The organism is Enterobacter sp. 725m/11, assembly GCF_011683705.1.
Taxonomy (GTDB): Bacteria; Pseudomonadota; Gammaproteobacteria; order Enterobacterales; family Enterobacteriaceae; genus Enterobacter; species Enterobacter bugandensis.
In genome coordinates this window covers 97,436-122,673 of the sequence record NZ_JAAQOK010000006.1, presented here as the reverse complement: position 1 = coordinate 122,673, position 25,238 = coordinate 97,436, and the positions used below count along the sequence as shown (strand labels likewise).

Below are 25,238 nucleotides of genomic sequence, written 5' to 3'. Positions count from 1 at the left end.
GGCTCGGAGATGTGTATAAGAGACAGCCCTCCGGCTGATGATGTGACCCCTCCGGCTGATGATGTGACTCCGCCATCTGACGAAGGTTCTGCAACCGGTAGCTGCGACGCGCCTGTCGATGCTAACGCCAGCAAATATGCTGCGTGGGATGCCAGCAAAATCTACAACAATGGCGATACCGTAAGCTTCGACCATCTGGTGTGGAAAGCGAAGTACTGGACGCAGGGCAACCAGCCTGGCTTCGGTGTGGATGCATGGGAACTGGTGAGCAACGTGAAGATGAACTGGCGTTCTGACCTGGTCTATAACGGCGGTGATACCACCACTTACCAGGGCAGCGTTTACCGTGCCAAATGGTGGACCCGTGGTGATAACCCGGCCAACAGCGACGTATGGGTAAAAGAAGGCGCAGCAACAGACTGCAAATAATCTAGCCCAATAAATGCTCCCCCCTTATTGGGGGGAGCAATTCAAACTTCATTTTACAGGATGTTGGCCAGGAGAAATAACCGAAAATGTCAGCAGGTAAAAATGAAAAAGTTCATCTTGTTATTATTGATAATAAGCCACGGCGCACTGGCAAACTGTTGGAATAACGCCGCGCACTATTATCATGTCGATCCTTATTTGCTGTACGCCATCGCTAACGTTGAATCGGGGATGAACCCGTATGCGGTAGGGCAAAATCATGATGGCACACGCGATGTCGGATTAATGCAAATAAACAGCTCACACTTTACGGAGCTTGAGAGAAAAGGCATTGATGAGTATCGGTTGATGGCCGAACCCTGTACCTCAATTATGGTGGGAGCGTCGATTCTCTCAAACATGATTAAGGTCTACGGTTATAACTGGGAAGCAGTAGGGGCTTATAACGCCGGATTAAAAAGAGAGAACTATCCGCAGCGTATGATGTATGCCCACAAAGTCTGGAAAAAATATCAAGAGTTGAAATTAGCAGCGCGTTATTAACGTTTTTTATTTTTGAAGAATTCCTTTTGGTGTTCTTCGAAAAGTGAAAACAGCTGTCTGTGGTTTATTTATTAATGGATTAATACATAAACCGGGATTCTTTTTTTAATCTTACTGAAACAGGAATATTGAAATGAACAAAAGGACGTTACTGAGTGTACTTGTTGCTGGTGCTTGCGTTGCACCTTTTATGGCGCAGGCTGCCTCTTTGCAGGCGACCACCGGCGAGCCGTACACCATGAAAGCCAGCGATCTGGCGAAGAAAGAGCAGGAGCTCACTAACTTCCCGCTGATGACCTCCGTTAAAGAGACGATTCAGACCCTTGATAACGCGCAGGTCGAAATGATTGAGCCAGGCCGTGCGGCGAACCCGGACAACGTTAAGCGCGTGGAAGGGATCGTGAAGGCCAGCGACTGGGATTATCTTTTCCCGCTGCGCGCTCAGGCCTATACCTACAGCAACTTCCTGAAAGCCGTAGGTAAATTCCCGGCGCTGTGTAAGACCTATAACGACGGTCGCGACAGCGATGCGATCTGCCGCAAAGAGCTGGCCACCATGTTTGCCCACTTTGCCCAGGAAACCGGCGGCCACGAAAGCTGGCGTCCGGAAGCCGAGTGGCGTCAGGCGCTGGTCCACGTGCGTGAAATGGGCTGGAGCGAAGGGCAGAAGGGCGGCTATAACGGCGAATGTGACCCGAAAGTATGGCAGGGCCAGACCTGGCCGTGCGGTAAGGATAAAGACGGCGACTTCCTGAGCTACTTCGGTCGCGGCGCGAAGCAGCTGTCCTACAACTACAACTACGGTCCGTTCTCCGAAGCAATGTACGGCGACGTGCGTACCCTGCTGGATAAACCTGAGCTGGTGGCGGATACCTGGCTGAACCTGGCTAGCGCGATCTTCTTCTTCGCCTACCCGCAGCCGCCAAAACCAAGCATGCTGCAGGTTATCGACGGCACGTGGCAGCCGAACGATCATGATAAAGCCAACGGTCTGGTCCCTGGCTTCGGTGTGACCACCCAGATCATCAACGGCGGCGTAGAGTGCGGCGGCCCGACTGAAATTGCTCAGTCTCAGAACCGTATCAAGTACTACAAAGAGTTCGCGAACTATCTGAAAGTGCCTGTTCCGGCCAATGAAGTGCTGGGCTGCGCCAACATGAAGCAGTTCGACGAATACGGTGCCGGCGCCCTGAAGATCTACTGGGAGCAGGACTGGGGATGGAGCGCGGATACGCCAGACGGTAAGACCTACTCGTGCCAGCTGGTGGGCTACCAGACGCCGTTCAGCGCGTTCAAAGACGGCGACTATACCAAGTGCGTGCAGAAGTTCTATAACGTCAATATCGTGAACGATGACGGCTCTGCCGTAACGCCGGACGAAACCCCGGTAACGCCAGCGCCAACGCCTTCAGAAGATGAAACGCCGGCACCAGCTCCAGCGCCAACGCCGGATGAAACCCCGGCTGAACCTGTTGCGGTGAACCACGCGCCGGTTGCGCAGATTGCGGGTCCAATCGGTGCCGTTGAAGCGGGCGCACAGGTTTCTCTGAGCGCGGAAGGCTCTACCGACGCGGACGGCAACAAGCTGACCTACACCTGGCATTCTCAGGATGGCCAGACTGTGACCGGCGAAGATAAAGCGGTGGTGACCTTCAAGGCGCCTGAGTCCGCAACGGCGCAGCAGATTGAAATCAGCCTGACCGTCAGCGATGGCGAGCTGAGCAATACCACCACTTACCTGCTGAACGTGAAAGCGAAAGCGGCAACGCCATCAGGTGACGAAGGTGCTTACCAGGCGTGGAGCGCGAACAGCAAGTACAACGCAGGTGATATCGTGAACAACCACGGTAAACTGTTCCAGTGCAAACCGTTCCCGTACAGCGGCTGGTGTAACAACTCCCCGGCATACTATGAACCAGGCGCAGGTCTGGCATGGGCTGATGCCTGGACGGCTCTGTAAAAGCAAACGGCAACCGAAAGGTTGCCGTTTTAGTATTTGCACTTTCCCCTCTCCCTAACCCTCTCCCCGGAGGGGCGAGGGGATGTAGGCCCGGTAAGGCGAAGCCGCCACCGGGCAAAAAGGCTAGCGGTGCAACTTCCCGTGATCCCGTAACCACGCCGCCGTGCGCACAATGCCTTCATCCAGCGTCACAATCGGCTTATACCCCAGCTCAGTCTCCGCGCGCGTGATATCCAGCGTAAAATCAAAGTTAAGCTTCGATACGCCGTAGTGCGTCAGCGCGGGCTCTTTGGCGGATTTACTGCCAAAACGCTCCATGCTGCGGGCGATCATGTCCAGCATCGGGTAGGGCACGGAACGGATACGGCAGTCGATCTGCAGTTCATCAATCAGCCGCTGCACAATGCTGCGCAACGTGCACGGTTCACCGTTGGTGATGTTATAGGCGCGACCGGAGATAAGCTTATCGCAGTCCGGCTGGCTTGCCAGCCACATGGCGTGGACGGCATTTTCGTAATAGGTCATGTCCACCAGCGCATCGCCGCCGCGCGGCAGCAGCACGCTGCCGTAGTGGTGCATCATCTGCGCCAGACGCGGAATAAACACTTTGTCGTGCGGTCCGAAGAGGCTTTGCGGGCGCAGGACGGTAAAACGGGTATGCGGGTTTGACTGCGCCAGTAGGTCGATCACCTCTTCGCTGGCCGCCTTGCTGCGGGCAAACTCGCAGGCAAAGCGAGCAGGGCGGAAGTCTTCCTGCACGTCGCGATGGTGGTGATAATCAAAATAGAGCGACGGGGAGGAGATATGGATAAAGTTACGCACGCCCCAGGCGACGGCCCATTCGCCCAGACGACGCGTGGCGCGCACGTTGGCGAGATCGAAGGCTTCCTGGGTTCCCCACGGGGAGGTAAAACTGGAGCAGTGCCACAGCGTGTCGATACCGGCGAGCATCACCTTCGCCTGCGAGGAGACCAGCTCCGTCAGGTCGGCATGGACGAACTCCGCGCCCATTTTTTGCAGCAGTTTCCCCATCGCTTCGTTGCGACCGGTGGCCCTGACGCTGATGCCCTTGTTGCGCAGAAATTCGACCGCATTTCGGCCTAAGCCGCTGGTCGCCCCGGTAACCAGTACCTTCATATCAATCCACTGTGTTGAAAAGAATTTCGTGCGCATTCTTTCGTGAATTACGATGTGTTGCAATGGGAAAGGTGAAAGAAAGAGGGTTTTATTAACTTATTTTCGTCTTTTGTTCTGCCAGTTGCGCAATGCGTTTTGCCATTCCCCGGAAGATAAACAGATGGGCGGGGATCATAAACAGCCAGTAGAACAGACCCGGCATCCCGTGTGGGTGCCACCAGGCGCGAACGTCCAGTTCCCGATGGTCGCCTTTGTCCTTGAGCGTAAAGCAGAGCCGCCCCAGCCCCGGCGCCTTCATGCCGAACAGTAGCGCCAGCTGTTTTTCCGGCTCGACGACGATCACCTTCCAGCTGTCGACCGCATCGCCTGGCTTAAGATACGGATGCGCCGGGCGGCCTTTCGCCAGCCGGTGACCGACCAGCAGATCCATCGCACCGCGCGTCTGCCAGAGGATATTACCGAAGAAATAGCGCTCTTTGCCGCCGATCTGGTTCACCACCTCCCACAGCGCGTGAAGGCTGGCAGAGGTTTTTACCGTGCAGCCCGCCTGTTTCGGGTAATAGCCGTACTCGGGGCGCCAGCGGGCAAAGGCCTGCGCGTCGTAGCCCCAGTCGCTGAAGTTCACCAGCTTCTCTTCTTCTTTCAGCGTATGGCGCACCGCGTCGTCAAAGCGGATCAGGTTCTGGGGGATCAAGGCGCGCAGCGCGCGATCGTCCGCCAGCAGATCGTGCTTTAGCCCCTGGATCAGTGCTTTGGCAGTCGTTGGGGGAACCGAGGTGATGACATTCAAAAACCACACCGAAATCCAGCGGGTCGGGAAGGGGATGGGGATCAGCCAGCGGCGGCGTCCGCTGACGCGCATGAAATGTTCGAACTGCTCCTGATAGCTCAGCACTTCCGGGCCTGCCGCCTCCAGCACGCGGTGTTGCTCTGCCGGGTGATCCAGCAGGGCCACCAGATAGTGGAGCAAATTTTCCAGCGCAATCGGCGTGGTGCGCGAGCGCACCCAGCGCGGCGGGGTCAGCACCGGCAGGTTGTAGACCATATCGCGCATTACTTCGAAGGCGGCGGAACCCGCGCCGACGATGATCCCGGCGCGCAGTTCGGTGACGGGAATATTCGCCCCGCGCAGCGTGTCTGCCGTCAGCTGGCGGGCGCGCAGATGGTCGGACTGCTCGTGTTCGGGTGCCTGGAGCGAGCTTAAAAAAATCACCTGCTTAACCGGGGTTTGCAGCAGGGCATCGCGGACGTTCATCGCCACCTGACGCTCGTGGGCGATAAAATCCCCGCCTTCGCCCATGCTGTGGACCAGGTAGTAAAGCGTGTCGACCCCTTCCAGCAGCGCGGGGAGTTCCTTCGGCCAGTTGAGATCGACGTTGTGACAGGTCACGCCAGGCAAACCAAGCTTTTGCAGACGCTCGGTATTGCGTGCCGCTGCCCGCACCTGATGCCCCTGCTGGCTTAATGCAGTAGTGAGGTGCTGACCGATATATCCGCTGGCGCCGAGCACCAGAATACGTTGCGGCACGTGATGCTCCTTAACGCTGTAAAAACGCCTGCCAGTGTTTCACCACGTCCGCCAGCTGTTCGCGGCTCACGTCGAGATGCATCACCAGGCGCACGACCGGGGAGGCATTGATCAGCACGCCACGCGCTTTCATAAACTCACCCAGCGCAGCGGCGTGCTCGTCGCCCACGCGCACAAACAGCATGTTGGTGTCGTGACGCATCACGTCCGCGCCGATCTCGCGCAGCTGCGTTGCCATCCACGCGGCGTTGTCATGATCGTCCTTGAGGCGCGCCACGTTATTTTTTAACGCGTACAGTCCCGCAGCCGCCAGAATGCCCGCCTGACGCATGCCGCCGCCGGTCATTTTACGCCAGCGGTTGGCGCGCTTGATGTAGTCTGCGCTGCCGACCAGCAGCGAACCCACCGGCGTACCCAGCCCTTTTGAGAGGCAAATGGTGAACGAGTCGCAATATTGCGTTATCTCTTTCAGCTCGCAGCCGTACTCCACCACGGCATTGAAAATGCGTGCGCCATCGACGTGCAGGCCGAGCCTGCGCTCGCGAGTGAATTCCCACGCCGCTTTCAGGTATTCGCGCGGCAGCACTTTACCGTTGTGGGTGTTTTCGAGGCTGAGCAGCCTGGTGCGGGCGAAGTGAATATCGTCAGCTTTGATTTTTGCCGCGACTTTATCCAGCGGCAGGGAGCCGTCCGGCGCGGCGTCAATCGGCTGCGGCTGGATGCTACCGAGCACCGCCGCGCCGCCAGCTTCGTACAGGTAGTTATGCGCACCCTGGCCGACGATATACTCTTCACCGCGCTCGCAGTGGCTGAGCAGCGCCACCAGGTTAGCCTGCGTGCCGGTCGGCAGGAACAGCGCGGCCTCCTTGCCGCTCAGCTCTGCCGCATAGCGCTGCAGTTCGTTGACCGTCGGGTCATCGCCGTAGACGTCGTCCCCGACCGGGGCGGCCATCATCTCTTCGAGCATGGCGCGGCTCGGGCGGGTAACGGTATCACTACGCAAATCAATCATTTCACATCCCTTTATTTTAAGAGGTCATGCGAAACGTTTTACCTGAGCCAGTTGGTTTTTGCCAGTTCGATCACTTCGTCACCGCGCCCGCTAATGATGGCGCGCAGCATGTAGAGGCTAAAACCTTTGGCCTGTTCCAGCTTGATCTGCGGCGGGATCGCCAGCTCTTCTTTGGCGACGACGACGTCAACCAGTACCGGACCGTCGATGGAGAAGGCGCGCTGCAGGGCTTCATCCACCTCTGAGGCTTTCTCCACGCGAATGCCGGTGATGCCGCACGCTTCGGCGATGCGGGCAAAGTTGGTGTCGTGCAGCTCGGTGCCGTCCGTCAGATAGCCTCCGGCCTTCATCTCCATCGCCACGAAGCCCAGCACGCTGTTGTTAAAGACCACGATTTTCAGCGGAAGCTTCATCTGCACCACCGACAGGAAATCCCCCATCAGCATGCTGAACCCGCCATCGCCGCACATCGCCACGACCTGACGCTCCGGTGCCGTCGCTTTTGCCCCCAGCGCCTGCGGCATGGCGTTGGCCATCGAGCCGTGGTTGAACGAGCCGAGCAGGCGACGTTTGCCGTTCATCTTCAGGTAGCGCGCCGCCCAGACGGTTGGCGTGCCGACATCGCAGGTAAAAATAGCGTCGTCGTCCGCAAAATGGCTGATCTGCTGCGCCAGATACTGCGGATGAATGGCTTTGTCGCTCGGTTTGGCGAGGTCGTCCAGCCCCTTGCGCGCGTCGCGATAATCGCTCAATGCCTTATCCAGGAATTTGCGGTCGGTTTTCTCTTCCAGCAGCGGCAGCAGGGCGGCAAGGGTGGATTTAATATCGCCCACCAGCGCCATATCGACCTTGCTGTGCGCACCGATGCTGGCCGGGTTGATATCAATCTGAATGATTTTGGCGTCCGTCGGGTAGAACGCGCGGTACGGGAACTGGGTGCCGAGCAGGATCAACGTGTCGGCGTTCATCATGGTGTGGAAGCCGGAAGAAAAACCGATCAGCCCGGTCATGCCCACATCGTACGGGTTATCGTATTCGACGTGCTCTTTGCCGCGCAGGGCGTGGACGATCGGCGCTTTAAGCTTTCCGGCAAATTCCAGCAGCTCTTTATGCGCGCCCGCACAGCCGCTGCCGCACATCAGGGCGATATTGCTGGAGTAACGCAGCAGCTGCGCCAGCTTTTTCAGCTCCTCTTCGGCTGGCGTTACCACCGGCTGCGGAGCGTGATACCAGTGGGTGCTGGCCCCTTCAGGTGCAGCCTTGAGCGCCACGTCTCCCGGGATAACGACCACGGAAACGCCACGGTTTAGCACGGCTTTGCGCATGGCGATCGCCAGCACCTGCGGGATCTGCTCCGGGGATGAAACCAGCTCACAGTAGTGGCTGCATTCACGGAACAGCTCCTGCGGATGCGTCTCCTGAAAATAGCCGCTGCCGATTTCGGAAGAGGGGATATGGGCGGCAATCGCCAGCACCGGCACGTGATTACGGTGACAGTCGAACAGGCCGTTGATCAGATGCAGGTTGCCAGGCCCGCACGAGCCTGCACACACGGCCAGTTCTCCTGTGAGCTGCGCTTCGGCACCGGCGGCGAAGGCAGCGACCTCCTCATGACGGGTCGGCATCCATTCGATGGTTTTCATCTTGTTCAGGCTGTCGCTGAGCCCGTTCAGGGAATCGCCGGTCACGCCCCAGATACGTTTTACGCCAGCCTGTTCGAGCGTTTTCGCTATATATGCAGCCACGGTTTGTTTCATGGTTGTCCGTCTCCTTTTTGTGATATCGCTTACAAGCTTAGAAGAAAGTCACTGTATTGCCCGTCAAATCCCCCCATTTAAAAGGTGCTTTTCACGCGCCACGCTTCGGCATAATCTGGTGATGCCTCAGTGAAAACAGGAATCATTTCAAATGGTTAAATCATTGTTAATTGCTGTTAATGAAAAGCTATCGTGCGACGATATCGGCAAACTCTTGTTACGACTTGCCGTCGGTGGGCTGATGCTTTTTCACGGTTTGCATAAGCTGTTTGGTGGCGTGGGCTTTATCAGCGGCATGCTGGTAGAGATAGGGCTGCCAGGATTTATTGCCTACGGCGTGTTGATTGGCGAAGTGGTGGCACCGATCCTGATTATTGTCGGGCTCTTTACGCGCCCGGCCGCGCTGGTGCTGGCGTTTACGATGATCGTGGCATGGCTGATGGTGGGAGTGGGTGAAACGTTCGCGCTCGATAAGGTTGGGGCATGGGCGATTGAAAGTCTGGTGTACTTCTTTGTTGGCTCGCTGGCGGTGGCGTGTTTAGGGGCAGGGCGGTTTGCGTTAGGGAAAGCGCCTGCTTGGCAATAAAGCTGGGTGCTAAAAATATAAGGGTCTCTGGACCCTTTTTTTGGAGGTTTTTAAGTCTTTGATTTTATTAAGCGGAATTATTTGTGATGAAAAAAGGGTTTAAGGGGTATTTTTTAGGGGAATTCTTTATCTGACAAGGTGATAGGTGTACATTGTTCCAGTTCACTGCCGTACAGGCAGCATGCACAACGTAGGCCGGGTAAACGCAGTGCCACCCGGCAAAAAAGCCCGGTGGCGCTGACGCTTACCGGGCCTACGATCGAACGTTTATCGCTTATGCGAGGACCAAATCCCCCTGCGGGTGGCACGAGCACGCCAGCACGTAACCCTCGGCAATTTCCGCGTCGGAAAGCGTCATGGTGCTGGTGACGGTATATTCCCCGGAAACCACTTTCGTTTTACAGCAGCCGCACACGCCCGCACGGCAGGCCGCGACTACCGGCACCTTGTTGCTTTCCAGCGCTTCCAGCAGCGTGGTGCCCACGCGGCCAAAGAAGGTCTGTGCGGGCTGCAGTTTGGTGAACTGAATCCCGCTGGTTGCCGCTTCCGCCACCGGCGTGAAGAACTGCTCTTTGAAGAAGCGGGTCACGCCAAGCGCTCTAACTTCTTTCTCCACGATATCCATGTACGGCGCCGGGCCGCAGGTCATCACGGTACGGTTCGCAATGTCCGGCACGCTTTGCAGCAGCTCGCGGCTCAGGCGACCGGGCACAAAACCGTGGGTCGCGTTGTGTTCCGCCACCAGCGTCACCGGATAATTACGCCACTCATCGGCAAAAATCACATCTTCCGGAGAGCGCACGCTGAAGATTGTCTGCACGTCGGCCTGCGGGCGGTTCTTCGCCAGCCAGCGGCGCATCGACATGATCGGCGTTACGCCACAGCCCGCCGCCAGCAGCAGGAATTTATTGTCTGCCTTATCGTCACAGGTGAAATCCCCCTGCGCGTCAGACAGCCAGATGTAATCTCCGCGCTTCACGTCACGGGTCAGCCACTGAGAGCCTGCACCGTCATCAATGCGGCGGATAGTGAGCGTAATGTACTCGCTCACGCCCGGCGTGGAGGAGATCGTATAGGCGCGAAGCGTGTCCGCCGAGTTGCGAACGCTGACCAGCGCATACTGGCCCGCACGGTACGGATAGTAGTCGTGGCAGAGCAGCGACAGCGTCCACACATCCGGCGTCTCCTGATGGATGTGATGAACCTGCATCCGCCACGGACATTGTGAGGTTGGCATGGTCATGAATCGCTCCTTACGCGCTCAGCAGTTGCTTCATATCATCTTCAACGTTGGTCACGGAACGCAGACCGAATTTCTCGTTCAGCACCGCCAGCAGGTCCGGCGTCAGGAAGCCTGGCGCGGTCGGGCCGGTTACGATGTTGGTCACGCCGAGAGAGAGCAGGGTAAGCAGAATGACAATCGCTTTCTGCTCGAACCAGGAGAGCACCAGCGACAGCGGCAGATCGTTGACGCCGCAGCCGAGTTTTTCCGCCAGCGTGACCGCCAGAATGATGGCCGAGTAAGCATCGTTGCACTGGCCTGCATCAATCAGGCGCGGCAGGCCTTCGATGTTGCCGAAGTCCAGCTTGTTGAAACGGTATTTACCGCACGCCAGGGTCAGGATCAGGCAATCATCCGGCACGCTGGTGGCGAAATCGGTGAAGTAGTTACGCTCGCCGCGCGCGCCGTCGCATCCCCCAACGAGGAAGATGTGGCGCAGCTTTTCACGGCTGACGAGGTCAATCAGAGAATCTGCCGCACCCAGCAGCGTTTCGCGACCGAAGCCAACGGTGATCAGATGTTCGATTTCGCTGTACGGGAAGCCCGCCATCTGCTGCGCCTGCTCGATAACCGGACCGAAATCGTCGCCTTCAAGGTGGCTCACGCCCGGCCAGCCGACGATGCTGCGGGTCCAGATGCGGTCGTCATACGCGCCCACGGTAGGGTCGATGATGCAGTTGGAGGTCATCACGATAGGGCCAGGGAAGCGGGCGAACTCTACCTGCTGATTCTGCCAGCCGCTGCCGTAGTTACCCGCCAGATGCTTGAACTTGCGCAGTTCCGGGTAGCCGTGGGCGGGCAGCATTTCGCCGTGGGTATAGACGTTAACGCCGGTGCCTTCGGTCTGCTTCAGCAGGTTGTAGAGATCTTTCAGGTCGTGCCCGGAAATCAGGATGCATTTGCCTTCGGTCGCTTTGACGTTGACCTGCGTCGGGGTCGGATGACCGTAGGTGCTGGTTTCACCGGCATCCAGAATGCTCATGACCTTGAAGTTCATCTGGCCGATTTCCATTGCGCACTCGAGCAGGGCGTTCATGTCGGAAGGCCAGGTGCCGAGCCACGCCATAATTTTATGGTACTGGGCGTAAATGTCGTTATCTGACTTCCCGAGAACGTGCGCGTGTTCCATATAAGCCGCTGCACCTTTCAGGCCGTACAGGCACAGCAGACGCAGGCCGAGGATATTCTCGCCAATCGCCGCTTTGTCCTTATTAGGGGTAAATTCTGCGGCCTGGCGCTGTAGCTCGCCCAGGTCGTCGCTCACCAGCTGAAGCTCCGCCATTGGGTTGTCCACGCGGGCACTGGTATCGGCATTCAGGCACTGCGCTTTCAAAGCTTCGCGCAGGGCAATCGCTTCGCGGGCATAGCCGACGATGCGCGGAGAATCGAAGTTGACGTTAGTCAGCGTGGAGAAAAACGCGCGCGGCGCGAAGCTGTCGACGTAATGGTCGACGATGCCGTATTCACGGGCTTTGAAGGCCCAGGCGGAAAGACCATGCAGGGCGGCTATCAGCAGATCCTGCAGGTCTGATGTTTCTGCGGTTTTACCGCACATACCCTGCGCGTAAGAGCAGCCATTGCCTGCCGGGGTACGGATGGTTTGTTCACATTGCACACAAAACATAATCACACCTGTAAAAGTTATATTTAATATACATGTTTAAGGGTATGCCTGTGCCAGAACGGTGAAAAGAGCTTTCTGCGACAAAATAGAGGGAGATTGATTTAGCGCAATTTTGGCGGCAGGAGCCCTACCGCCACAGAGGTATCAGGCAGAGAAAAACGCCATCAGGACGGGAACCAGCAGGCTCAAAATAAAGCCGTGAACGATGGCTGCGGGCACCATCTCCAGCCCGCCCGACCGCTGGAGGACCGGCAGGGTAAAGTCCATCGACGTGGCGCCGCACAGGCCCAGTGCCGTCGAGCGGCTGCGGCGAACCAGACCCGGGATCAGCATGATGGCAATCAGCTCTCGAGCCAGATCGTTAAAAAAGGCAGCGCTGCCGATCACCGGGCCGAAGGATTCGGTCAGCAGAATACCGGAGAGGGAGTACCAGCCAAACCCGGAGGCCATCGCCAGGCCGGTTTTTAGCGGCAGATCGAGAATAAAGGCATTAATCACGCCCGCGACCATGGAGCTGACGACAACCATAACGGCAACGATCATTCCCCGACGGTTCAGGACAATCTGTTTCAGCGTCATACCGTTATTTCGCAGCTGAATACCAATCAGGAACAGCAGGAAGATCAGGGTATATTCGCTGGCGTCCGTCGCGTGCTGCAAAAATGTCCATCCGGTAAGGCCCAGAAGAAATCCAAGCACCACGACGCCGCAGAGCTTTAATGATTCCAGCGCCATTGCAATTCGGGAGGGAAGCTTTTCCTGGTGGTGATTATTTTTCCACGGAATAGTGCGTTCCAGCCACAGCAGGGCGGCAATATTGCACAGCAAAATAACCACCACGGTGACCGCAGAATAATGCAGGATGGAAAGTAAATTTGTCGCCAGATTATCCAGGAAGGCCAGGCTGATCCCCATAAAGAACAGAATGACGTAAACAATCCAGCTGAGAAAACGGTTAATAAGCTTTAAGGCCGATTCATGACGCAGCGGAATAAGATAGCCCACAATCAGGGGCAGCAGAATAATGAGGAGTCCTGAAAACATGAACAGCCGGTCCTTTTGAGTTTCTGTTAAGCGCCAGAGACACTACCCAATAAAGGCTGTCAGGTAAAGGAGCAATAAAAAAGCCGGGTGGCGGCTGCGCCTTACCCGGCTTGTGTCTATGTGGGGGTGCGGCCTGTTGCCCTCACCCCGGCCCTCTCCCACGGGGAGAGGGAGGGAAAGATTAATCGCGTTTTTCCAGCAGAGTGCGGTACAGCACGCCGCCCAGAATACCGCCGACGATCGGCATCACCCAGAACAGCCACAGCTGTTCAAGCGCCCAGCCGCCCTGGAAAATGGCGACGGCGGTGCTGCGCGCCGGGTTAACGGAGGTGTTGGTCACCGGAATGGAGATCAGGTGGATCAGCGTCAGCGCCAGACCAATGGCGATGGGAGCGAAGCCTGCAGACGCGTGTTTGTCGGTTGCACCGTGGATCACCAGCAGGAGCCCTGCGGTCAGTACAATTTCAATTACAATGGCAGAAAGCATGGAATAACCGCCCGGAGAGTGTTCGCCGAAGCCGTTAGAGGCGAAGCCGCTGGCCGCCGCGTCAAAGCCTGCTTTACCGCTGGCAATGACGTACAGCACGCCCGCCGCAATAATACCGCCAACCACCTGCGCCACGATGTAGCCAATAACCTCTTTCGCCGGGAAACGCCCGCCCGCCCATAAGCCTAATGTCACCGCCGGGTTAAAATGACCGCCGGAAATATGCCCCACGGCGAAAGCCATGGTTAATACGGTTAAGCCAAAGGCCAGCGCGACGCCGACAAAACCAATACCTAATTCCGGGAATGCTGCTGCCAGAACGGCGCTACCGCAGCCACCAAATACCAGCCAGAATGTACCAAAGCATTCTGCTGCCAATTTTCTAAACATAACCACCTCAAAATAATTTTCCACGCGTTTTCCCGCGCGCGGGATATATCGCCATAAAGGGATGACGACTCAAAGAGCCCGTATTTTAAAAACCAACAACATCCCTTCGCCACTTAAATAAATTCGGTTAATTTGATTTAAGGCAATGTGATGTCAATCCTTGTTCAAATCAGCGGTAAATAGAGCATAGTTCAAATCCCGCAAGGTTGAATGTTCTGCTGTCGTGCCAGGGTTCCTGCCGCTATACTGCTGATAACTTAAAGGAAAAAGTGATCATTTCGCGGGGGATTTATGCTTCTCGAACGTGTGGAAATTGTCGGGTTTCGCGGTATTAACCGCCTGTCGCTGCAGCTGGAGCAGAACAACGTCCTGATCGGCGAGAACGCGTGGGGTAAGTCCAGCCTGCTGGATGCGCTGACGCTGCTGCTTTCACCCGAAGATAAGCTGTATCACTTCGTCCACGATGATTTCTGGTTCCCGCCCGGCGATATCGCGGGCCGCGAGAAGCACCTGCATATCATCCTGACGTTCCGTGAATCCGAACCCGGCCGTCACCGCGTGCGTCGCTTCCGCCCGCTGTCGCCCTGCTGGGTGCCCTGCGACGACGGTTTCCACCGGATTTTCTATCGGCTGGAAGGTGAGATGGCGGAAAACGAGGGGGTACTGACCCTGCGTGAATTCCTCGATGAGAAAGCCAACCCGATTCCGCTGGAGAATATCGACGATCTGGCGCGTCATCTTATCCGCCTGACGCCGGTGTTACGCCTGCGCGATGCGCGCTTTATGCGCCGTATTCGTAACGGCACCGTACCGAATATGCCGGAGGTGGAAGTCACCGCCCGCGAGCTGGATTTCCTGGCGCGAGAGCTGGTGTCGCGTCCGCAAAACCTCACCGATGGTCAAATTCGTCAGGGGCTGTCGGCGATGGTGCAACTGCTGGAGCACTATTTTTCCGAGCAGGGCACCTCGGAGTCGCGCCATCGTTTGATGCGCCGCCGTTCTCATGATGAACAGCGCAGCTGGCGCTATCTCGACATCATCAACCGGATGATCGACCGGCCCGGCGGGCGTACCCATCGGGTGATTTTGCTGGGGCTGTTTTCAACGCTTCTGCAGGCGAAGGGCACCGTACGTCTTGACCGGGATGCCCGCCCGCTGCTGCTGGTGGAAGATCCGGAAACGCGCCTGCACCCCATCATGCTCTCCGTGGCGTGGCACCTGCTGAATCTGCTGCCGCTCCAACGGATTACCACCACCAACTCCGGTGAGCTGCTATCGCTGACGCCGGTGGAGCACATCTGCCGTCTGGTGCGCGAGTCCTCCCGCGTATCCGCATACCGCCTCGGGCCCGGCGGGATGAACGCCGAAGACGGGCGGCGAATCGCGTTTCATATACGCTTTAATCGCGCCTCGTCGCTCTTCGCCCGCTGCTGGCTGCTGGTGGAGGGGGAAACGGAGACCTGGGTCATCAACGAACTGGCGCGCCAGTGCGGCCACCATTTTGATGCCGAAGGTATTAAGGTGATCGAATTTGCCCAGTCGGGATTAAAACCTCTGATAAAATTTGCCCGCCGAATGGGAATTGAATGGCATGTGCTGGTGGACGGCGACGAGGCGGGGAAAAAATATGCCTCAACCGTGCGCAGCCTGCTGAACAACGAGCGGGAAGAAGAACGGGATCATTTAACGATGCTGCCCGCGATGGACATGGAGCATTTTATGTACCGTCAGGGCTTTGACGACGTATTCCACCGCATTGCGATGGTGCCGGTCGACGTCCCGATGAACATGCGGCGCGTGATCGCCAAAGCTATTCACCGTTCGTCGAAACCGGACTTAGCCATTGAAGTGGCGACGGAAGCGGGAAGGCGGGGCGTAGAGGCGGTTCCGACCCTGCTGCGGAAAATGTTCTCCCGCGTGCTGTGGCTGGCACGCGGAAGGGCGGATTAACGTTCGGTCGCCTGTTTCACCTGCTGAATCAGGCTATCCAGCAGCGCGTAGCGGCGACGGTATTCGGCGCGTTTTTTGCTCGCGATCTCTTCTACGGGTTTACGCGGCATGGCAAGCGGCAGCATAAAGTGGCCGCTCTCCTGTTTTTCCCCACCGAGGGAACTCCAGAAGCCGTCGTAATCGGCCAGCAGTTTTCCCTCTTTTTTCTTGCGGTAGCGCCAGCTGCGATAAATATGGGTGGCATTACTGACGGCAACAATCTGCGCGACCGGGAATGCGGCGCCGAACGTCATGGCGGCTTCAACCAGCAGGCGTTTCGGGAACAGACCGTGGCAGGCCTTCGTCGCTTTCTGGATCAGCTCATGGGGAACATGCGCTTTCGCGCCCTGCAAACCGCCGATGAACAGCGTCGATTTTCCTTCAAACTGGCAGAGCGTAAAGGTTAGCTCCGCCAGCACCGTATTCTGAACGTCGCAGAAGGTGAGGGTGGCCTCTCCCTCTTTATCCAGGAACGCATCGGCACACAGGCGGACGGTAAATTGCTGTTCATCTTTCCCGGTTAAGGTCAGCAGTGTAGTCCCCTGCGTCGAAAGATAGCCCTTCAGGAGCGTGGCCGGGAGCTGGCGGCTCATGGCCTGATAATGCCAGTTCAGGGATTCCAGCGCGTGCTGGCGATCCATCTTCACCGTCAGCCAGGGACGATGAAGCCGACACGGCAGACCGGGCTGCACCTGCAGCATCTGCATCAAACGCGGCTGCTTAGCGAGGTTTGTTAACAGGCGAGAGGTGCTCACGGGCGTCGCCAGAGAACGCAGCATGAACTTACGGCGATAGGCGGGGTTCTGCCATGCAAGGCCGGGCGCGATCTTGCCGAACGCCAGATTTTTGAAGAGCTGCCAGCCGGATGTCGGCTGCGTCAGGTTTGGAAGAGGTGTATCGACGATAGAAGACATGATAAATCCTGAGTCTTTTGGAATACCGCTATTTCAGCAGGGGAAATATCAACGTCTTGTAAACAAATTAGGGTGATTTCGGAGAACAGGGGTTTCGTTAAGGAGTCGTTTAGATAGAATCAACGTTTATTATTGCCAGAACATTTATTTGGAATATTTATGAACCTCAAGGGAAAACGCAGAACGCTGTTTCTGCTGCTGGCGCTGGTGATTGTAGCCGGTGGATTCTGGTTATGGCAGGTGCTTAACGCGCCTGTGCCGCAGTACCAGACGCTGATCGTTCGTCCGGGTGAACTGCAGCAAAATGTCCTTGCGACGGGCAAACTTGATGCGCTGCGCAAAGTTGACGTCGGCGCTCAGGTCAGCGGCCAGCTGAAAACGCTGTCGGTAGAGATTGGCGACAAGGTGAAAAAAGGCCAGCTGCTTGGCGTTATCGATCCCGAGCAGGCTGAGAACCAGATCCGCGAAGTGGAAGCGACGCTGATGGAACTGCGCGCGCAGCGTGCGCAGGCGCAGGCAGAGCGTAACCTGGCGCAGGTGACGCTGACGCGCCAGCAGGCGCTGGCGAAAACCCAGGCTATCTCGAAACAGGATTTAGACACCGCCGCGACTGAACTGGCGGTGAAACAGGCGCAGATTGGCACGATCGACGCGCAAATCAAGCGTAACCAGGCCTCGCTGGATACGGCGAAAACCAATCTTGATTACACAAAAATCGTCGCGCCGATGGCCGGGGAAGTGACGCAAATTACCACGCTGCAGGGCCAGACGGTGATTGCCGCCCAGCAGGCGCCAAACATTCTGACGCTGGCGGACATGAGCACCATGCTGGTGAAGGCCCAGGTCTCCGAGGCGGACGTGATCCATCTTAAGCCGGGGCAGAATGCCTGGTTTACCGTACTCGGCGATCCGCAGACCCGCTACGAAGGCGTGCTGAAAGACATTCTGCCGACGCCGGAAAAGGTTAACGACGCCATTTTCTACTATGCGCGTTTTGAAGTGCCAAACCCGAAGGGCGTGCTGCGCCTGGACATGACCGCGCAGGTGCACATCCAACTGACCGGCGTGAAGAACGTGCTGACCGTTCCGCTCTCCGCGCTGGGTGAATCCGCCGGGGACAATCGCTACAAGGTGAAAGTGCTGCGCAACGGTGAAACGCGCGAGCGCGAGGTGGTGATTGGCGCGCGCAACGACACCGACGTGGTGGTGGAGAAAGGGCTGGAAGAGGGCGAGGAGGTTGTTGTCAGCGAAAGCCTGCCCGGAGCCGCTAAATGACCGCGCTGCTTGAGCTGAAGGACATTCGTCGCAGCTATCCGTCCGGCGACGGCCCGGTGGAGGTGCTGAAGGGCATCTCCCTGCGCGTCGAAGCGGGCGAGATGGTGGCGATTGTAGGCGCATCGGGCTCCGGTAAATCGACGCTGATGAACATTCTCGGCTGTCTGGATAAACCCACCAGCGGTACGTACCGCGTGGCCGGGACGGACGTCTCGACGCTGGACGGCGACGCGCTGGCGAAGCTGCGCCGGGAACACTTTGGCTTTATCTTCCAGCGTTACCACTTGCTCTCTCACCTGAGCGCGGCGCAGAACGTGGAGGTTCCCGCGGTGTATGCGGGCGTTGAGCGGAAGAAACGCCTTGAGCGCGCGAAGGCGCTGTTAACGCGTCTGGGGCTGGCGGAGCGGGTGGAGTACCAGCCGTCGCAGCTGTCCGGCGGCCAGCAGCAGCGCGTGAGTATTGCCCGCGCCCTGATGAACGGCGGGCAGGTGATCCTCGCGGATGAACCGACCGGGGCGCTCGACAGCCGCTCCGGCGAAGAGGTGATGGCGATCCTGCACCAGCTGCGCGATCAGGGCCACACGGTGATTATCGTTACCCACGATCCGCAGGTAGCGGCGCAGGCCGAACGGATTATAGAGATCCACGACGGCGAGCTGGTGAGCAACCCGCCGCCGCGTGAGTCCCGCGCGGCGGCACCGAAGGAAGCGCTGCCTGCGTCGACCGGCTGGGCGCAGTTCTCCAGCGGCTTTCGTGAAGCGCTGACCATGGCCTGGCTGGCGATGGCGGCCAACAAAATGCGCACCCTGCTGACCATGCTCGGCATCATTATCGGTATTGCCTCGGTGGTGTCGATTGTGGTGGTGGGCGACGCGGCCAAGCAACTGGTGCTGGCGGATATCCGCGCCATCGGGACCAACACCATTGACGTTTATCCCGGCAAAGACTTCGGCGACGACGAGCCGCAGTATCAGCAGGCGCTCAAGTATGACGATCTGGCGGCGATTCAGAAGCAACCGTGGGTGAACTCCGCCACGCCTGCGGTCTCGCAAAACCTGCGTCTGCGCTACGGCAACATCGACGTGGCGGCCAGCGCCAACGGCGTGAGCGGCGACTACTTCAACGTCTACGGCATGACCTTCAGCGAAGGCGCCACCTTCAACGCCGAACAGCTGGCGGGGAGGGCGCAGGTGGTGGTGCTGGACGCCAACTCGCGCAGGCAGCTTTTCCCCAATAAAGCGAACGTGGTGGGCGAAGTGATCCTCGTCGGCAACATGCCTGCCACGGTCATTGGCGTGGCGGAAGAGAAGCAGTCGATGTTCGGCAGCAGCAAGATCCTACGCGTCTGGCTGCCGTATACCACCATCTCCGGGCGGATTATGGGCCAGTCGTGGCTTAACTCCATCACCGTGCGCGTGAAGGAGGGCTACGACAGCGCGCTGGCGGAACAGCAGCTGGAACGGCTGTTAACGTTGCGCCATGGGAAGAAGGATTTCTTCACCTGGAATATGGACGGCCTCTTGAAAACGGCGGAAAAGACCACACGTACTCTTCAGTTGTTCCTGACGCTGGTGGCGGTGATCTCGCTGGTTGTTGGCGGTATCGGGGTGATGAATATCATGCTGGTGTCGGTAACTGAACGCACCCGGGAGATTGGCATCCGCATGGCGGTCGGGGCCAGGGCCAGCGACGTGCTTCAGCAGTTTTTAATTGAAGCGGTGCTGGTATGCCTGGTGGGCGGCGCGATGGGCATTGCGCTCTCGATGATGATTGCCTTTGCGCTCCAGCTTTTTTTACCCGGCTGGGAGATTGGCTTCTCGCCGATGGCGATACTCACCGCGTTTTTGTGTTCCACCTTTACCGGGATTTTGTTTGGCTGGCTGCCTGCGCGCAACGCGGCGCGGTTGGATCCGGTGGACGCGCTGGCTCGGGAATAACCCGAAAATAAAAATGCCAGCCGATCGGGCTGGCATTTTGACTGCGTGATGTACACAATAAAACAGAGAGCTATGCAACCGTTTCTGCTTCAACGGGTACGATTAGGCTTGCATGATTGCCTTTTGGTCCCTGGTGTACATCGAACCGGACGGACTGCCCGGCTTTGAGCGTCCTGTAACCATCCATCTGAATGGTGGAATAGTGAGCGAAGATATCTTCGCCGCCGCCTTCGGGGCAGATGAAGCCAAACCCCTTGGCGTTGTTGAACCACTTAACAGTACCCATTTCCATGCTTCGACATCCTTCGTAAATCTTATAAATTAAGATGGAATGAACCGGTGGTGGAGTGGGGGCTGTTCAAAACCTCGCCATCTCACGCTTGTACAATTTAGATAAACGAAAGACGTCGTCAAGCGTTTGGCGCTGGAGTTGGGACAATAATCAACCAAAGTTTGAAGCAGTTAACGCTATTGCAACAGTTTGTGACAGACATCGCGGATGACAGTAATAGATGATTGTTATCTAACATCTGAGGTAGATTCAAAGTGGTTATGCAAAATGGGTAAGACCAACGACTGGCTGGATTTTGACCAGCTGGCGGAAGATAAAGTGCGCGACGCGCTAAAACCGCCATCTATGTATAAAGTTATGTTAATGAACGATGATTACACGCCGATGGAATTTGTTATTGACGTGCTACAAAAGTTCTTTTCTTATGATGTAGAACGTGCAACGCAACTGATGCTTACCGTTCATTATCGTGGCAAAGCTATCTGCGGCATTTTTACCGCCGAAGTGGCGGAAACCAAAGTGGCGATGGTGAACGACTATGCGAGGGAGAACGAGCATCCGTTGCTGTGTACGCTGGAAAAGGCCTGATAAGGCATAAAATTGGGGGAGGTGCCTATGCTCAATCAAGAACTGGAACTCAGTTTAAACATGGCTTTCGCCAGAGCGCGTGAGCACCGACATGAGTTTATGACCGTCGAGCATTTACTGCTCGCACTGCTTAGCAACCCATCTGCCCGCGAAGCGCTGGAAGCCTGCTCCGTGGATCTGGTGGCGCTACGTCAGGAACTCGAAGCCTTCATCGAACAAACCACACCGGTGCTGCCAGCCAGTGAAGAGGAGCGCGACACGCAGCCGACGCTCAGCTTCCAGCGCGTGCTGCAGCGCGCGGTATTCCACGTCCAGTCTTCCGGACGTAGCGAAGTGACTGGCGCAAACGTCTTAGTCGCCATCTTCAGCGAGCAGGAGTCACAGGCTGCCTATCTGCTGCGCAAACACGAAGTCAGCCGCCTCGACGTGGTTAACTTTATTTCTCACGGAACGCGCAAAGACGAGCCTAACCAGGCATCGGATTCCAGCAATCAGGTCAATAACAATGAAGAGCAAGCAGGCGGGGAGGATCGTATGGAAAACTTCACCACCAACCTTAATCAGCTTGCTCGCGTTGGCGGCATCGACCCGCTGATTGGCCGCGATAAAGAGCTGGAGCGCGCGATTCAGGTGCTGTGCCGTCGCCGCAAGAACAACCCGCTACTGGTGGGCGAGTCAGGCGTGGGTAAAACGGCGATTGCCGAAGGTCTTGCCTGGCGCATTGTGCAGGGCGACGTGCCGGAAGTGATTGCCGACTGCACCATCTACTCGCTGGATATTGGCTCGCTGCTGGCGGGCACTAAATACCGCGGTGATTTTGAAAAACGCTTCAAGGCGCTGTTGAAACAGCTGGAGCAGGACACCAACAGCATCCTGTTTATCGATGAGATCCACACCATCATCGGCGCAGGTGCGGCCTCCGGTGGCCAGGTGGATGCGGCAAACCTGATCAAACCGCTGCTTTCAAGCGGCAAGATCCGCGTGATGGGCTCCACGACGTACCAGGAGTTCAGCAACATTTTTGAGAAAGATCGCGCGCTGGCGCGTCGTTTCCAGAAAATCGACGTCACCGAGCCGTCGGTTGACGAAACGGTGCAGATCATCAACGGCCTGAAAACCAAGTACGAAGCGCACCACGACGTGCGTTACACCGCGAAAGCGGTGCGTGCGGCGGTGGAGCTGGCGGTGAAATACATCAACGACCGTCACCTGCCGGATAAGGCGATTGACGTGATTGATGAGGCCGGGGCGCGTGCGCGCCTGATGCCGGCCAGCAAGCGTAAGAAAACCGTGAACGTGGCGGATATCGAGTCCGTGGTCGCCCGCATCGCGCGTATTCCTGAGAAGAGCGTTTCTCAGAGCGACCGCGATACGCTGCGCACCCTCGGCAATCGCCTGAAAATGCTGGTCTTTGGTCAGGATAAAGCCATTGAGGCCCTAACCGAAGCGATCAAGATGGCCCGTGCCGGCCTGGGGCATGACCACAAGCCCGTTGGTTCCTTCCTGTTTGCCGGCCCGACCGGCGTGGGGAAAACCGAGGTGACGGTTCAGCTCTCTAAGGCGCTGGGCATCGAGCTGCTGCGCTTTGATATGTCCGAGTATATGGAGCGTCACACCGTCAGCCGTTTGATTGGTGCACCTCCGGGCTACGTGGGCTTTGACCAGGGCGGCCTGCTCACTGACGCGGTGATCAAGCATCCGCATGCGGTCCTGCTGCTTGATGAAATCGAGAAAGCGCATCCGGACGTGTTCAACATCCTGTTGCAGGTGATGGACAACGGGACGCTGACCGATAACAACGGGCGCAAGGCGGACTTCCGCAACGTGGTGCTGGTGATGACCACTAACGCCGGGGTACGTGAAACCGAGCGCAAATCCATCGGCCTGATCCACCAGGATAACAGCACCGATGCGATGGAGGAGATCAAGAAGATCTTCACGCCGGAGTTCCGTAACCGTCTGGACAACATTATCTGGTTCGATCACCTGTCTACCGAGGTGATCCATCAGGTGGTGGATAAGTTCATCGTCGAGCTGCAGGTTCAACTGGATCAGAAAGGCGTCTCGCTGGAAGTGAGCCAGGAGGCCCGCAACTGGCTGGCCGAGAAAGGCTACGACCGCGCGATGGGGGCCCGTCCGATGGCGCGCGTGATTCAGGACAACCTGAAGAAACCGCTGGCGAACGAGCTTCTGTTTGGCTCGCTGGTGGACGGCGGTCAGGTGACCGTGGCGCTGGATCAGGCGAAGAACGAGCTGACGTACGATTTCCAGAGTGCGGCGAAGCACAAGCCGGAAGCGGCTCACTGATTTCTTACGTAGGTCTAAAAACCGGGCTATAGCCCGGTTTTTTTATGCCTGCTTTTTTCCTTTCGCTGTGGGAGAGGGCAGCAGGCCGCAGAGGAATTTTGCGAGGCGCTTTCCAGTTTCTTTCGACGTTTGTTGCTGGATAAAACCACAGTAATAGAATGGCGGCGCACCTGCAAAATCAGGTGCCGGGATTGGCGTCCTGAAAGTGTGTGAGCAGCAGTAATGCTGAAGGCTTCGTTCGCCCTAAGGAAAGGGGTATAATTCTGCATCTGGCGGGCGAATCGGAAGCTTCTCTTGAAGCGCCAGTAGCACACACACTGGTACGCCAATTCCTTTTCGTCCGCCGCCAGCGAATTGGCGTTTCCTGCGGTGGTAAATTCAAAGTGTGTGAAGGAATTACCCAATGAATACAGAAAACAATTTGGCCCATTTATATAGCGAACTCTCCCTCAACCCCGATCTCTCAACCCTGGCCGAGCGCTGCAACCTGCTCACCGAAATCCTGCTCGACTGCAAATCACTCCCACAAACGCAGCCCGTATGTCGTTGCCTCGGGGCTTATCTGGAAGTAGTTAAAACCGGACTCGCAGAATCCATGCGTGATTTTCAGGTGATGGAATTTGAGGAAGAAGCGGAACAACCGCGACAAAAGGAATGGCTGCTGGAAGATACAGAAACAAAGTGTGATTACTGCCGGGCGTTGAATCATGTGTTGCTGGTGTCGCATTTTGACCGCGATATGCTGCCGCACCTGACGGGACTACTGCATGACATTACCCACGCGATAGCTGAAGATTTAATCGTACCTATGAACCCGAGCATGACTATACATCTGCCGACACAGCCACACTAAGACCATAAATAAAAAAGGCCGGGAATATCCCGACCTTTTAAATATTCATCTGCCATTACAGGCGAAAACAATTAGCGACTACGGAAGACAATGCGGCCTTTGCTCAGGTCGTACGGGGTCAGTTCAACAGTCACTTTGTCGCCCGTCAAAATGCGGATGTAGTTTTTGCGCATTTTACCGGAGATGTGCGCAGTTACCACGTGACCGTTTTCCAGCTCTACGCGAAACATGGTATTAGGCAACGTATCAAGTACGGTACCCTGCATTTCAATATTGTCTTCTTTGGCCATCTAATCCTCTGGGGTATCACTACCAAGTTTTGAACCGGCAAGATAATGCCGAAATTCATCAATTAAGTAAAGAATTGCGCGATTAAAACGCAGCAAAACAGTTTCGGCGCATTGCCCAAGCGTCACGGTACAACCGAACAGGAAGCGCATTCGTAAAGGGGAGACGACAGGATAAACGTCAGGACGTTATCTGAAGCGAGGGTCCCAAACGGCGGCGGGGCAACAGGCAGAAGCTACTCTGCGGCATAATTATAACACCCTCACAAAAAATATGCGGAAAACATTTAAGCATTGGGCATAAAGAGCGTTCTGGGGATCCAGAAGTCGCGCGGGAGCTTCTCCTGACGGCAGGCGTCCAGATGCTCGATATACTGTCGTCGCGGGATGTCAACTGCACCGAGAGAGGCCGTGTGCTCGTTGAGCACCTGACAATCGATCAGGCGTCCGCCGCGCTGGGCAAAGGCCTCGCAGAAGACCAGCAGCGCGGTTTTCGAGGCGTTAACCGCACGGGAGAACATCGATTCGCCGCAAAACAGCGTCCCTTGCGCCACGCCGTACATGCCGCCAACCAGTTCCCCCTTTTCCCAGACCTCAATGGAGTGGGCGTAGCCAAGCTCATGGAGCTGGTGGTAGGCGTTGACGATATCGCGGGTGATCCACGTCCCTTCATGGCGATCTTCGGCACAGCCTTCTATCACCTGCCCAAAGGCGTGATTCAGCGTGACGCGATATGGGGATTTAGCATGGAAACGCTTCATGCTGCGGCTCAGATGGAACTGCGCTGGCCACAGCACGGCGCGCGGGTCGGGAGACCACCATAAAATCGGGTCGCCGGGAGAAAACCACGGGAAGATGCCGCGCTGGTAGGCCATTAATAGCCGCGCAGGGCTAAGGTCACCGCCAAGGGCCAGCAGCCCGTTGGGCTCACGCAGCGCTCCCTCCGGCGAAGGAAACGCGATGTTATGACGAGAAAGCTGGACCAGGCGCATGACAGCAAAACTCCAGTACGCGAGT

Annotated in this window: 22 protein-coding genes; 10 read left to right on the top strand and 12 right to left on the bottom strand. The window is 57.0% G+C overall.

Going from position 1 to position 25,238, the window contains the following annotated elements; genetic code table 11:
* From HBA26_RS04320 to HBA26_RS04310, 3 genes are all read left to right on the top strand, one after another.
* A partial coding sequence (locus HBA26_RS04320) for a carbohydrate-binding protein (protein WP_243854825.1) occupies positions 1 to 429 on the top strand: 429 nt, incomplete at its 5' end.
* 102 nt (positions 430 to 531) lie between these two features.
* Positions 532 to 972: a type III secretion system invasion protein IagB gene (iagB, locus tag HBA26_RS04315; protein ID WP_048959679.1), complete on the top strand. Its 441-nt coding sequence runs from the start codon at positions 532 to 534 to the stop codon at positions 970 to 972.
* A 133-nt stretch (positions 973 to 1,105) separates the two neighbouring features.
* A complete protein-coding gene (locus HBA26_RS04310) occupies positions 1,106 to 2,932 on the top strand; it encodes a chitinase (protein ID WP_048959680.1) in 1,827 nt (608 codons plus the stop codon).
* Positions 2,933 to 3,055: 123 nt separating this feature from the next.
* Here the strand turns inward: HBA26_RS04310 and HBA26_RS04305 are convergent, their stop codons facing one another.
* The 4 genes from HBA26_RS04305 to poxB form a co-directional block, all read right to left on the bottom strand.
* Entirely contained in the window at positions 3,056 to 4,069 is a 1,014-nt protein-coding gene (locus HBA26_RS04305) for an NAD(P)-dependent oxidoreductase (RefSeq protein ID WP_028012536.1), read from the bottom strand.
* 91 nt (positions 4,070 to 4,160) lie between these two features.
* A complete protein-coding gene (locus HBA26_RS04300; RefSeq protein ID WP_126345184.1) occupies positions 4,161 to 5,597 on the bottom strand; it encodes an SDR family oxidoreductase in 1,437 nt (478 codons plus the stop codon).
* A 10-nt stretch (positions 5,598 to 5,607) separates the two neighbouring features.
* Positions 5,608 to 6,609, bottom strand: coding sequence for a low-specificity L-threonine aldolase (ltaE, locus tag HBA26_RS04295; RefSeq protein ID WP_049136617.1), 1,002 nt, complete (start codon positions 6,607 to 6,609; stop codon positions 5,608 to 5,610).
* 38 nt (positions 6,610 to 6,647) lie between these two features.
* Entirely contained in the window at positions 6,648 to 8,366 is a 1,719-nt protein-coding gene (gene poxB / locus HBA26_RS04290; RefSeq protein WP_041910648.1) for a ubiquinone-dependent pyruvate dehydrogenase, read from the bottom strand.
* A 151-nt stretch (positions 8,367 to 8,517) separates the two neighbouring features.
* On the opposite strand from poxB, the gene HBA26_RS04285 reads away from it, so the two are divergent.
* A complete protein-coding gene (locus HBA26_RS04285) occupies positions 8,518 to 8,952 on the top strand; it encodes a DoxX family protein (RefSeq protein WP_126345185.1) in 435 nt (144 codons plus the stop codon).
* A gap of 274 nt (positions 8,953 to 9,226) precedes the next feature.
* Here the strand turns inward: HBA26_RS04285 and hcr are convergent, their stop codons facing one another.
* From hcr to aqpZ, 4 genes are all read right to left on the bottom strand, one after another.
* The gene (gene hcr / locus HBA26_RS04280) at positions 9,227 to 10,195 is read right to left on the bottom strand and encodes an NADH oxidoreductase (protein ID WP_100170538.1); all 969 of its coding nucleotides are present in this window, start codon (positions 10,193 to 10,195) and stop codon (positions 9,227 to 9,229) included.
* Positions 10,196 to 10,205: 10 nt separating this feature from the next.
* Positions 10,206 to 11,858, bottom strand: coding sequence for a hydroxylamine reductase (hcp, locus tag HBA26_RS04275; RefSeq protein WP_088204926.1), 1,653 nt, complete (start codon positions 11,856 to 11,858; stop codon positions 10,206 to 10,208).
* A 144-nt stretch (positions 11,859 to 12,002) separates the two neighbouring features.
* The gene (locus HBA26_RS04270; protein WP_028012543.1) at positions 12,003 to 12,902 is read right to left on the bottom strand and encodes a lysine exporter LysO family protein; all 900 of its coding nucleotides are present in this window, start codon (positions 12,900 to 12,902) and stop codon (positions 12,003 to 12,005) included.
* Positions 12,903 to 13,083: 181 nt separating this feature from the next.
* Positions 13,084 to 13,779, bottom strand: coding sequence for an aquaporin Z (gene aqpZ / locus HBA26_RS04265; protein ID WP_126345186.1), 696 nt, complete (start codon positions 13,777 to 13,779; stop codon positions 13,084 to 13,086).
* A gap of 291 nt (positions 13,780 to 14,070) precedes the next feature.
* On the opposite strand from aqpZ, the gene HBA26_RS04260 reads away from it, so the two are divergent.
* Entirely contained in the window at positions 14,071 to 15,729 is a 1,659-nt protein-coding gene (locus HBA26_RS04260) for an ATP-dependent endonuclease (RefSeq protein WP_041910643.1), read from the top strand.
* Here HBA26_RS04260 and HBA26_RS04255 read toward each other — a convergent pair.
* Complete coding sequence (locus tag HBA26_RS04255) at positions 15,726 to 16,682, bottom strand: VirK/YbjX family protein (RefSeq protein WP_045630014.1); 957 nt, start codon at positions 16,680 to 16,682, stop codon at positions 15,726 to 15,728. The two genes, HBA26_RS04260 and HBA26_RS04255, sit on opposite strands and share 4 nt — an antisense overlap.
* A gap of 159 nt (positions 16,683 to 16,841) precedes the next feature.
* Between HBA26_RS04255 and macA the strand changes: the two genes are divergently transcribed.
* Together macA and macB are read left to right on the top strand one after the other, a co-directional pair.
* On the top strand, positions 16,842 to 17,957 hold the full coding sequence (gene macA, locus HBA26_RS04250) for a macrolide transporter subunit MacA (protein ID WP_041910641.1): 1,116 nt from the start codon (positions 16,842 to 16,844) through the stop codon (positions 17,955 to 17,957).
* Positions 17,954 to 19,894 (top strand): macrolide ABC transporter ATP-binding protein/permease MacB, encoded by a 1,941-nt coding sequence (gene macB / locus HBA26_RS04245; RefSeq protein ID WP_048999361.1) that lies wholly within the window; start codon positions 17,954 to 17,956, stop codon positions 19,892 to 19,894. Before macA ends, macB begins: the two co-directional genes overlap by 4 nt.
* A gap of 70 nt (positions 19,895 to 19,964) precedes the next feature.
* On the opposite strand, the gene cspD is transcribed toward macB, so the two are convergent.
* Entirely contained in the window at positions 19,965 to 20,186 is a 222-nt protein-coding gene (cspD, locus tag HBA26_RS04240; RefSeq protein ID WP_006809408.1) for a cold shock-like protein CspD, read from the bottom strand.
* Between the two features lie 267 nt (positions 20,187 to 20,453).
* Between cspD and clpS the strand changes: the two genes are divergently transcribed.
* The 3 genes from clpS (at position 20,454) to HBA26_RS04225 (ending at position 23,934) form a co-directional block, all read left to right on the top strand.
* Positions 20,454 to 20,774, top strand: coding sequence for an ATP-dependent Clp protease adapter ClpS (clpS, locus tag HBA26_RS04235; RefSeq protein WP_006174393.1), 321 nt, complete (start codon positions 20,454 to 20,456; stop codon positions 20,772 to 20,774).
* A 27-nt stretch (positions 20,775 to 20,801) separates the two neighbouring features.
* Positions 20,802 to 23,081 carry an ATP-dependent Clp protease ATP-binding subunit ClpA gene (clpA, locus tag HBA26_RS04230; protein WP_028012550.1) on the top strand — a complete coding sequence of 760 codons (2,280 nt, stop codon included), beginning with the start codon at positions 20,802 to 20,804 and terminating at the stop codon, positions 23,079 to 23,081.
* A gap of 403 nt (positions 23,082 to 23,484) precedes the next feature.
* Positions 23,485 to 23,934, top strand: a complete 450-nt coding sequence (locus HBA26_RS04225) for a hypothetical protein (protein ID WP_048999362.1) — start codon at positions 23,485 to 23,487, stop codon at positions 23,932 to 23,934.
* 71 nt (positions 23,935 to 24,005) lie between these two features.
* On the opposite strand, the gene infA is transcribed toward HBA26_RS04225, so the two are convergent.
* Positions 24,006 to 24,224, bottom strand: coding sequence for a translation initiation factor IF-1 (gene infA, locus HBA26_RS04220; RefSeq protein ID WP_002211347.1), 219 nt, complete (start codon positions 24,222 to 24,224; stop codon positions 24,006 to 24,008).
* A 284-nt stretch (positions 24,225 to 24,508) separates the two neighbouring features.
* Positions 24,509 to 25,213 carry a leucyl/phenylalanyl-tRNA--protein transferase gene (gene aat / locus HBA26_RS04215; protein WP_041910636.1) on the bottom strand — a complete coding sequence of 235 codons (705 nt, stop codon included), beginning with the start codon at positions 25,211 to 25,213 and terminating at the stop codon, positions 24,509 to 24,511.
* Positions 25,214 to 25,238: the final 25 nt, after the last annotated feature.

Bases quoted from the DNA above. Each gene is read 5' to 3' on its own strand.
- iagB (WP_048959679.1), top strand. From the start codon at position 532: ATGAAAAAGTTCATCTTGTTATTATTGATAATAAGCCACGGCGCACTG.
- HBA26_RS04310 (WP_048959680.1), top strand. From the start codon at position 1,106: ATGAACAAAAGGACGTTACTGAGTGTACTTGTTGCTGGTGCTTGCGTT.
- HBA26_RS04305 (WP_028012536.1), bottom strand. From the start codon at position 4,069: ATGAAGGTACTGGTTACCGGGGCGACCAGCGGCTTAGGCCGAAATGCG.
- ltaE (WP_049136617.1), bottom strand. From the start codon at position 6,609: ATGATTGATTTGCGTAGTGATACCGTTACCCGCCCGAGCCGCGCCATG.
- poxB (WP_041910648.1), bottom strand. From the start codon at position 8,366: ATGAAACAAACCGTGGCTGCATATATAGCGAAAACGCTCGAACAGGCT.
- HBA26_RS04285 (WP_126345185.1), top strand. From the start codon at position 8,518: ATGGTTAAATCATTGTTAATTGCTGTTAATGAAAAGCTATCGTGCGAC.
- hcr (WP_100170538.1), bottom strand. From the start codon at position 10,195: ATGACCATGCCAACCTCACAATGTCCGTGGCGGATGCAGGTTCATCAC.
- hcp (WP_088204926.1), bottom strand. From the start codon at position 11,858: ATGTTTTGTGTGCAATGTGAACAAACCATCCGTACCCCGGCAGGCAAT.
- HBA26_RS04270 (WP_028012543.1), bottom strand. From the start codon at position 12,902: ATGTTTTCAGGACTCCTCATTATTCTGCTGCCCCTGATTGTGGGCTAT.
- aqpZ (WP_126345186.1), bottom strand. From the start codon at position 13,779: ATGTTTAGAAAATTGGCAGCAGAATGCTTTGGTACATTCTGGCTGGTA.
- HBA26_RS04260 (WP_041910643.1), top strand. From the start codon at position 14,071: ATGCTTCTCGAACGTGTGGAAATTGTCGGGTTTCGCGGTATTAACCGC.
- HBA26_RS04255 (WP_045630014.1), bottom strand. From the start codon at position 16,682: ATGTCTTCTATCGTCGATACACCTCTTCCAAACCTGACGCAGCCGACA.
- macA (WP_041910641.1), top strand. From the start codon at position 16,842: ATGAACCTCAAGGGAAAACGCAGAACGCTGTTTCTGCTGCTGGCGCTG.
- macB (WP_048999361.1), top strand. From the start codon at position 17,954: ATGACCGCGCTGCTTGAGCTGAAGGACATTCGTCGCAGCTATCCGTCC.
- cspD (WP_006809408.1), bottom strand. From the start codon at position 20,186: ATGGAAATGGGTACTGTTAAGTGGTTCAACAACGCCAAGGGGTTTGGC.
- clpS (WP_006174393.1), top strand. From the start codon at position 20,454: ATGGGTAAGACCAACGACTGGCTGGATTTTGACCAGCTGGCGGAAGAT.
- clpA (WP_028012550.1), top strand. From the start codon at position 20,802: ATGCTCAATCAAGAACTGGAACTCAGTTTAAACATGGCTTTCGCCAGA.
- HBA26_RS04225 (WP_048999362.1), top strand. From the start codon at position 23,485: ATGAATACAGAAAACAATTTGGCCCATTTATATAGCGAACTCTCCCTC.
- infA (WP_002211347.1), bottom strand. From the start codon at position 24,224: ATGGCCAAAGAAGACAATATTGAAATGCAGGGTACCGTACTTGATACG.
- aat (WP_041910636.1), bottom strand. From the start codon at position 25,213: ATGCGCCTGGTCCAGCTTTCTCGTCATAACATCGCGTTTCCTTCGCCG.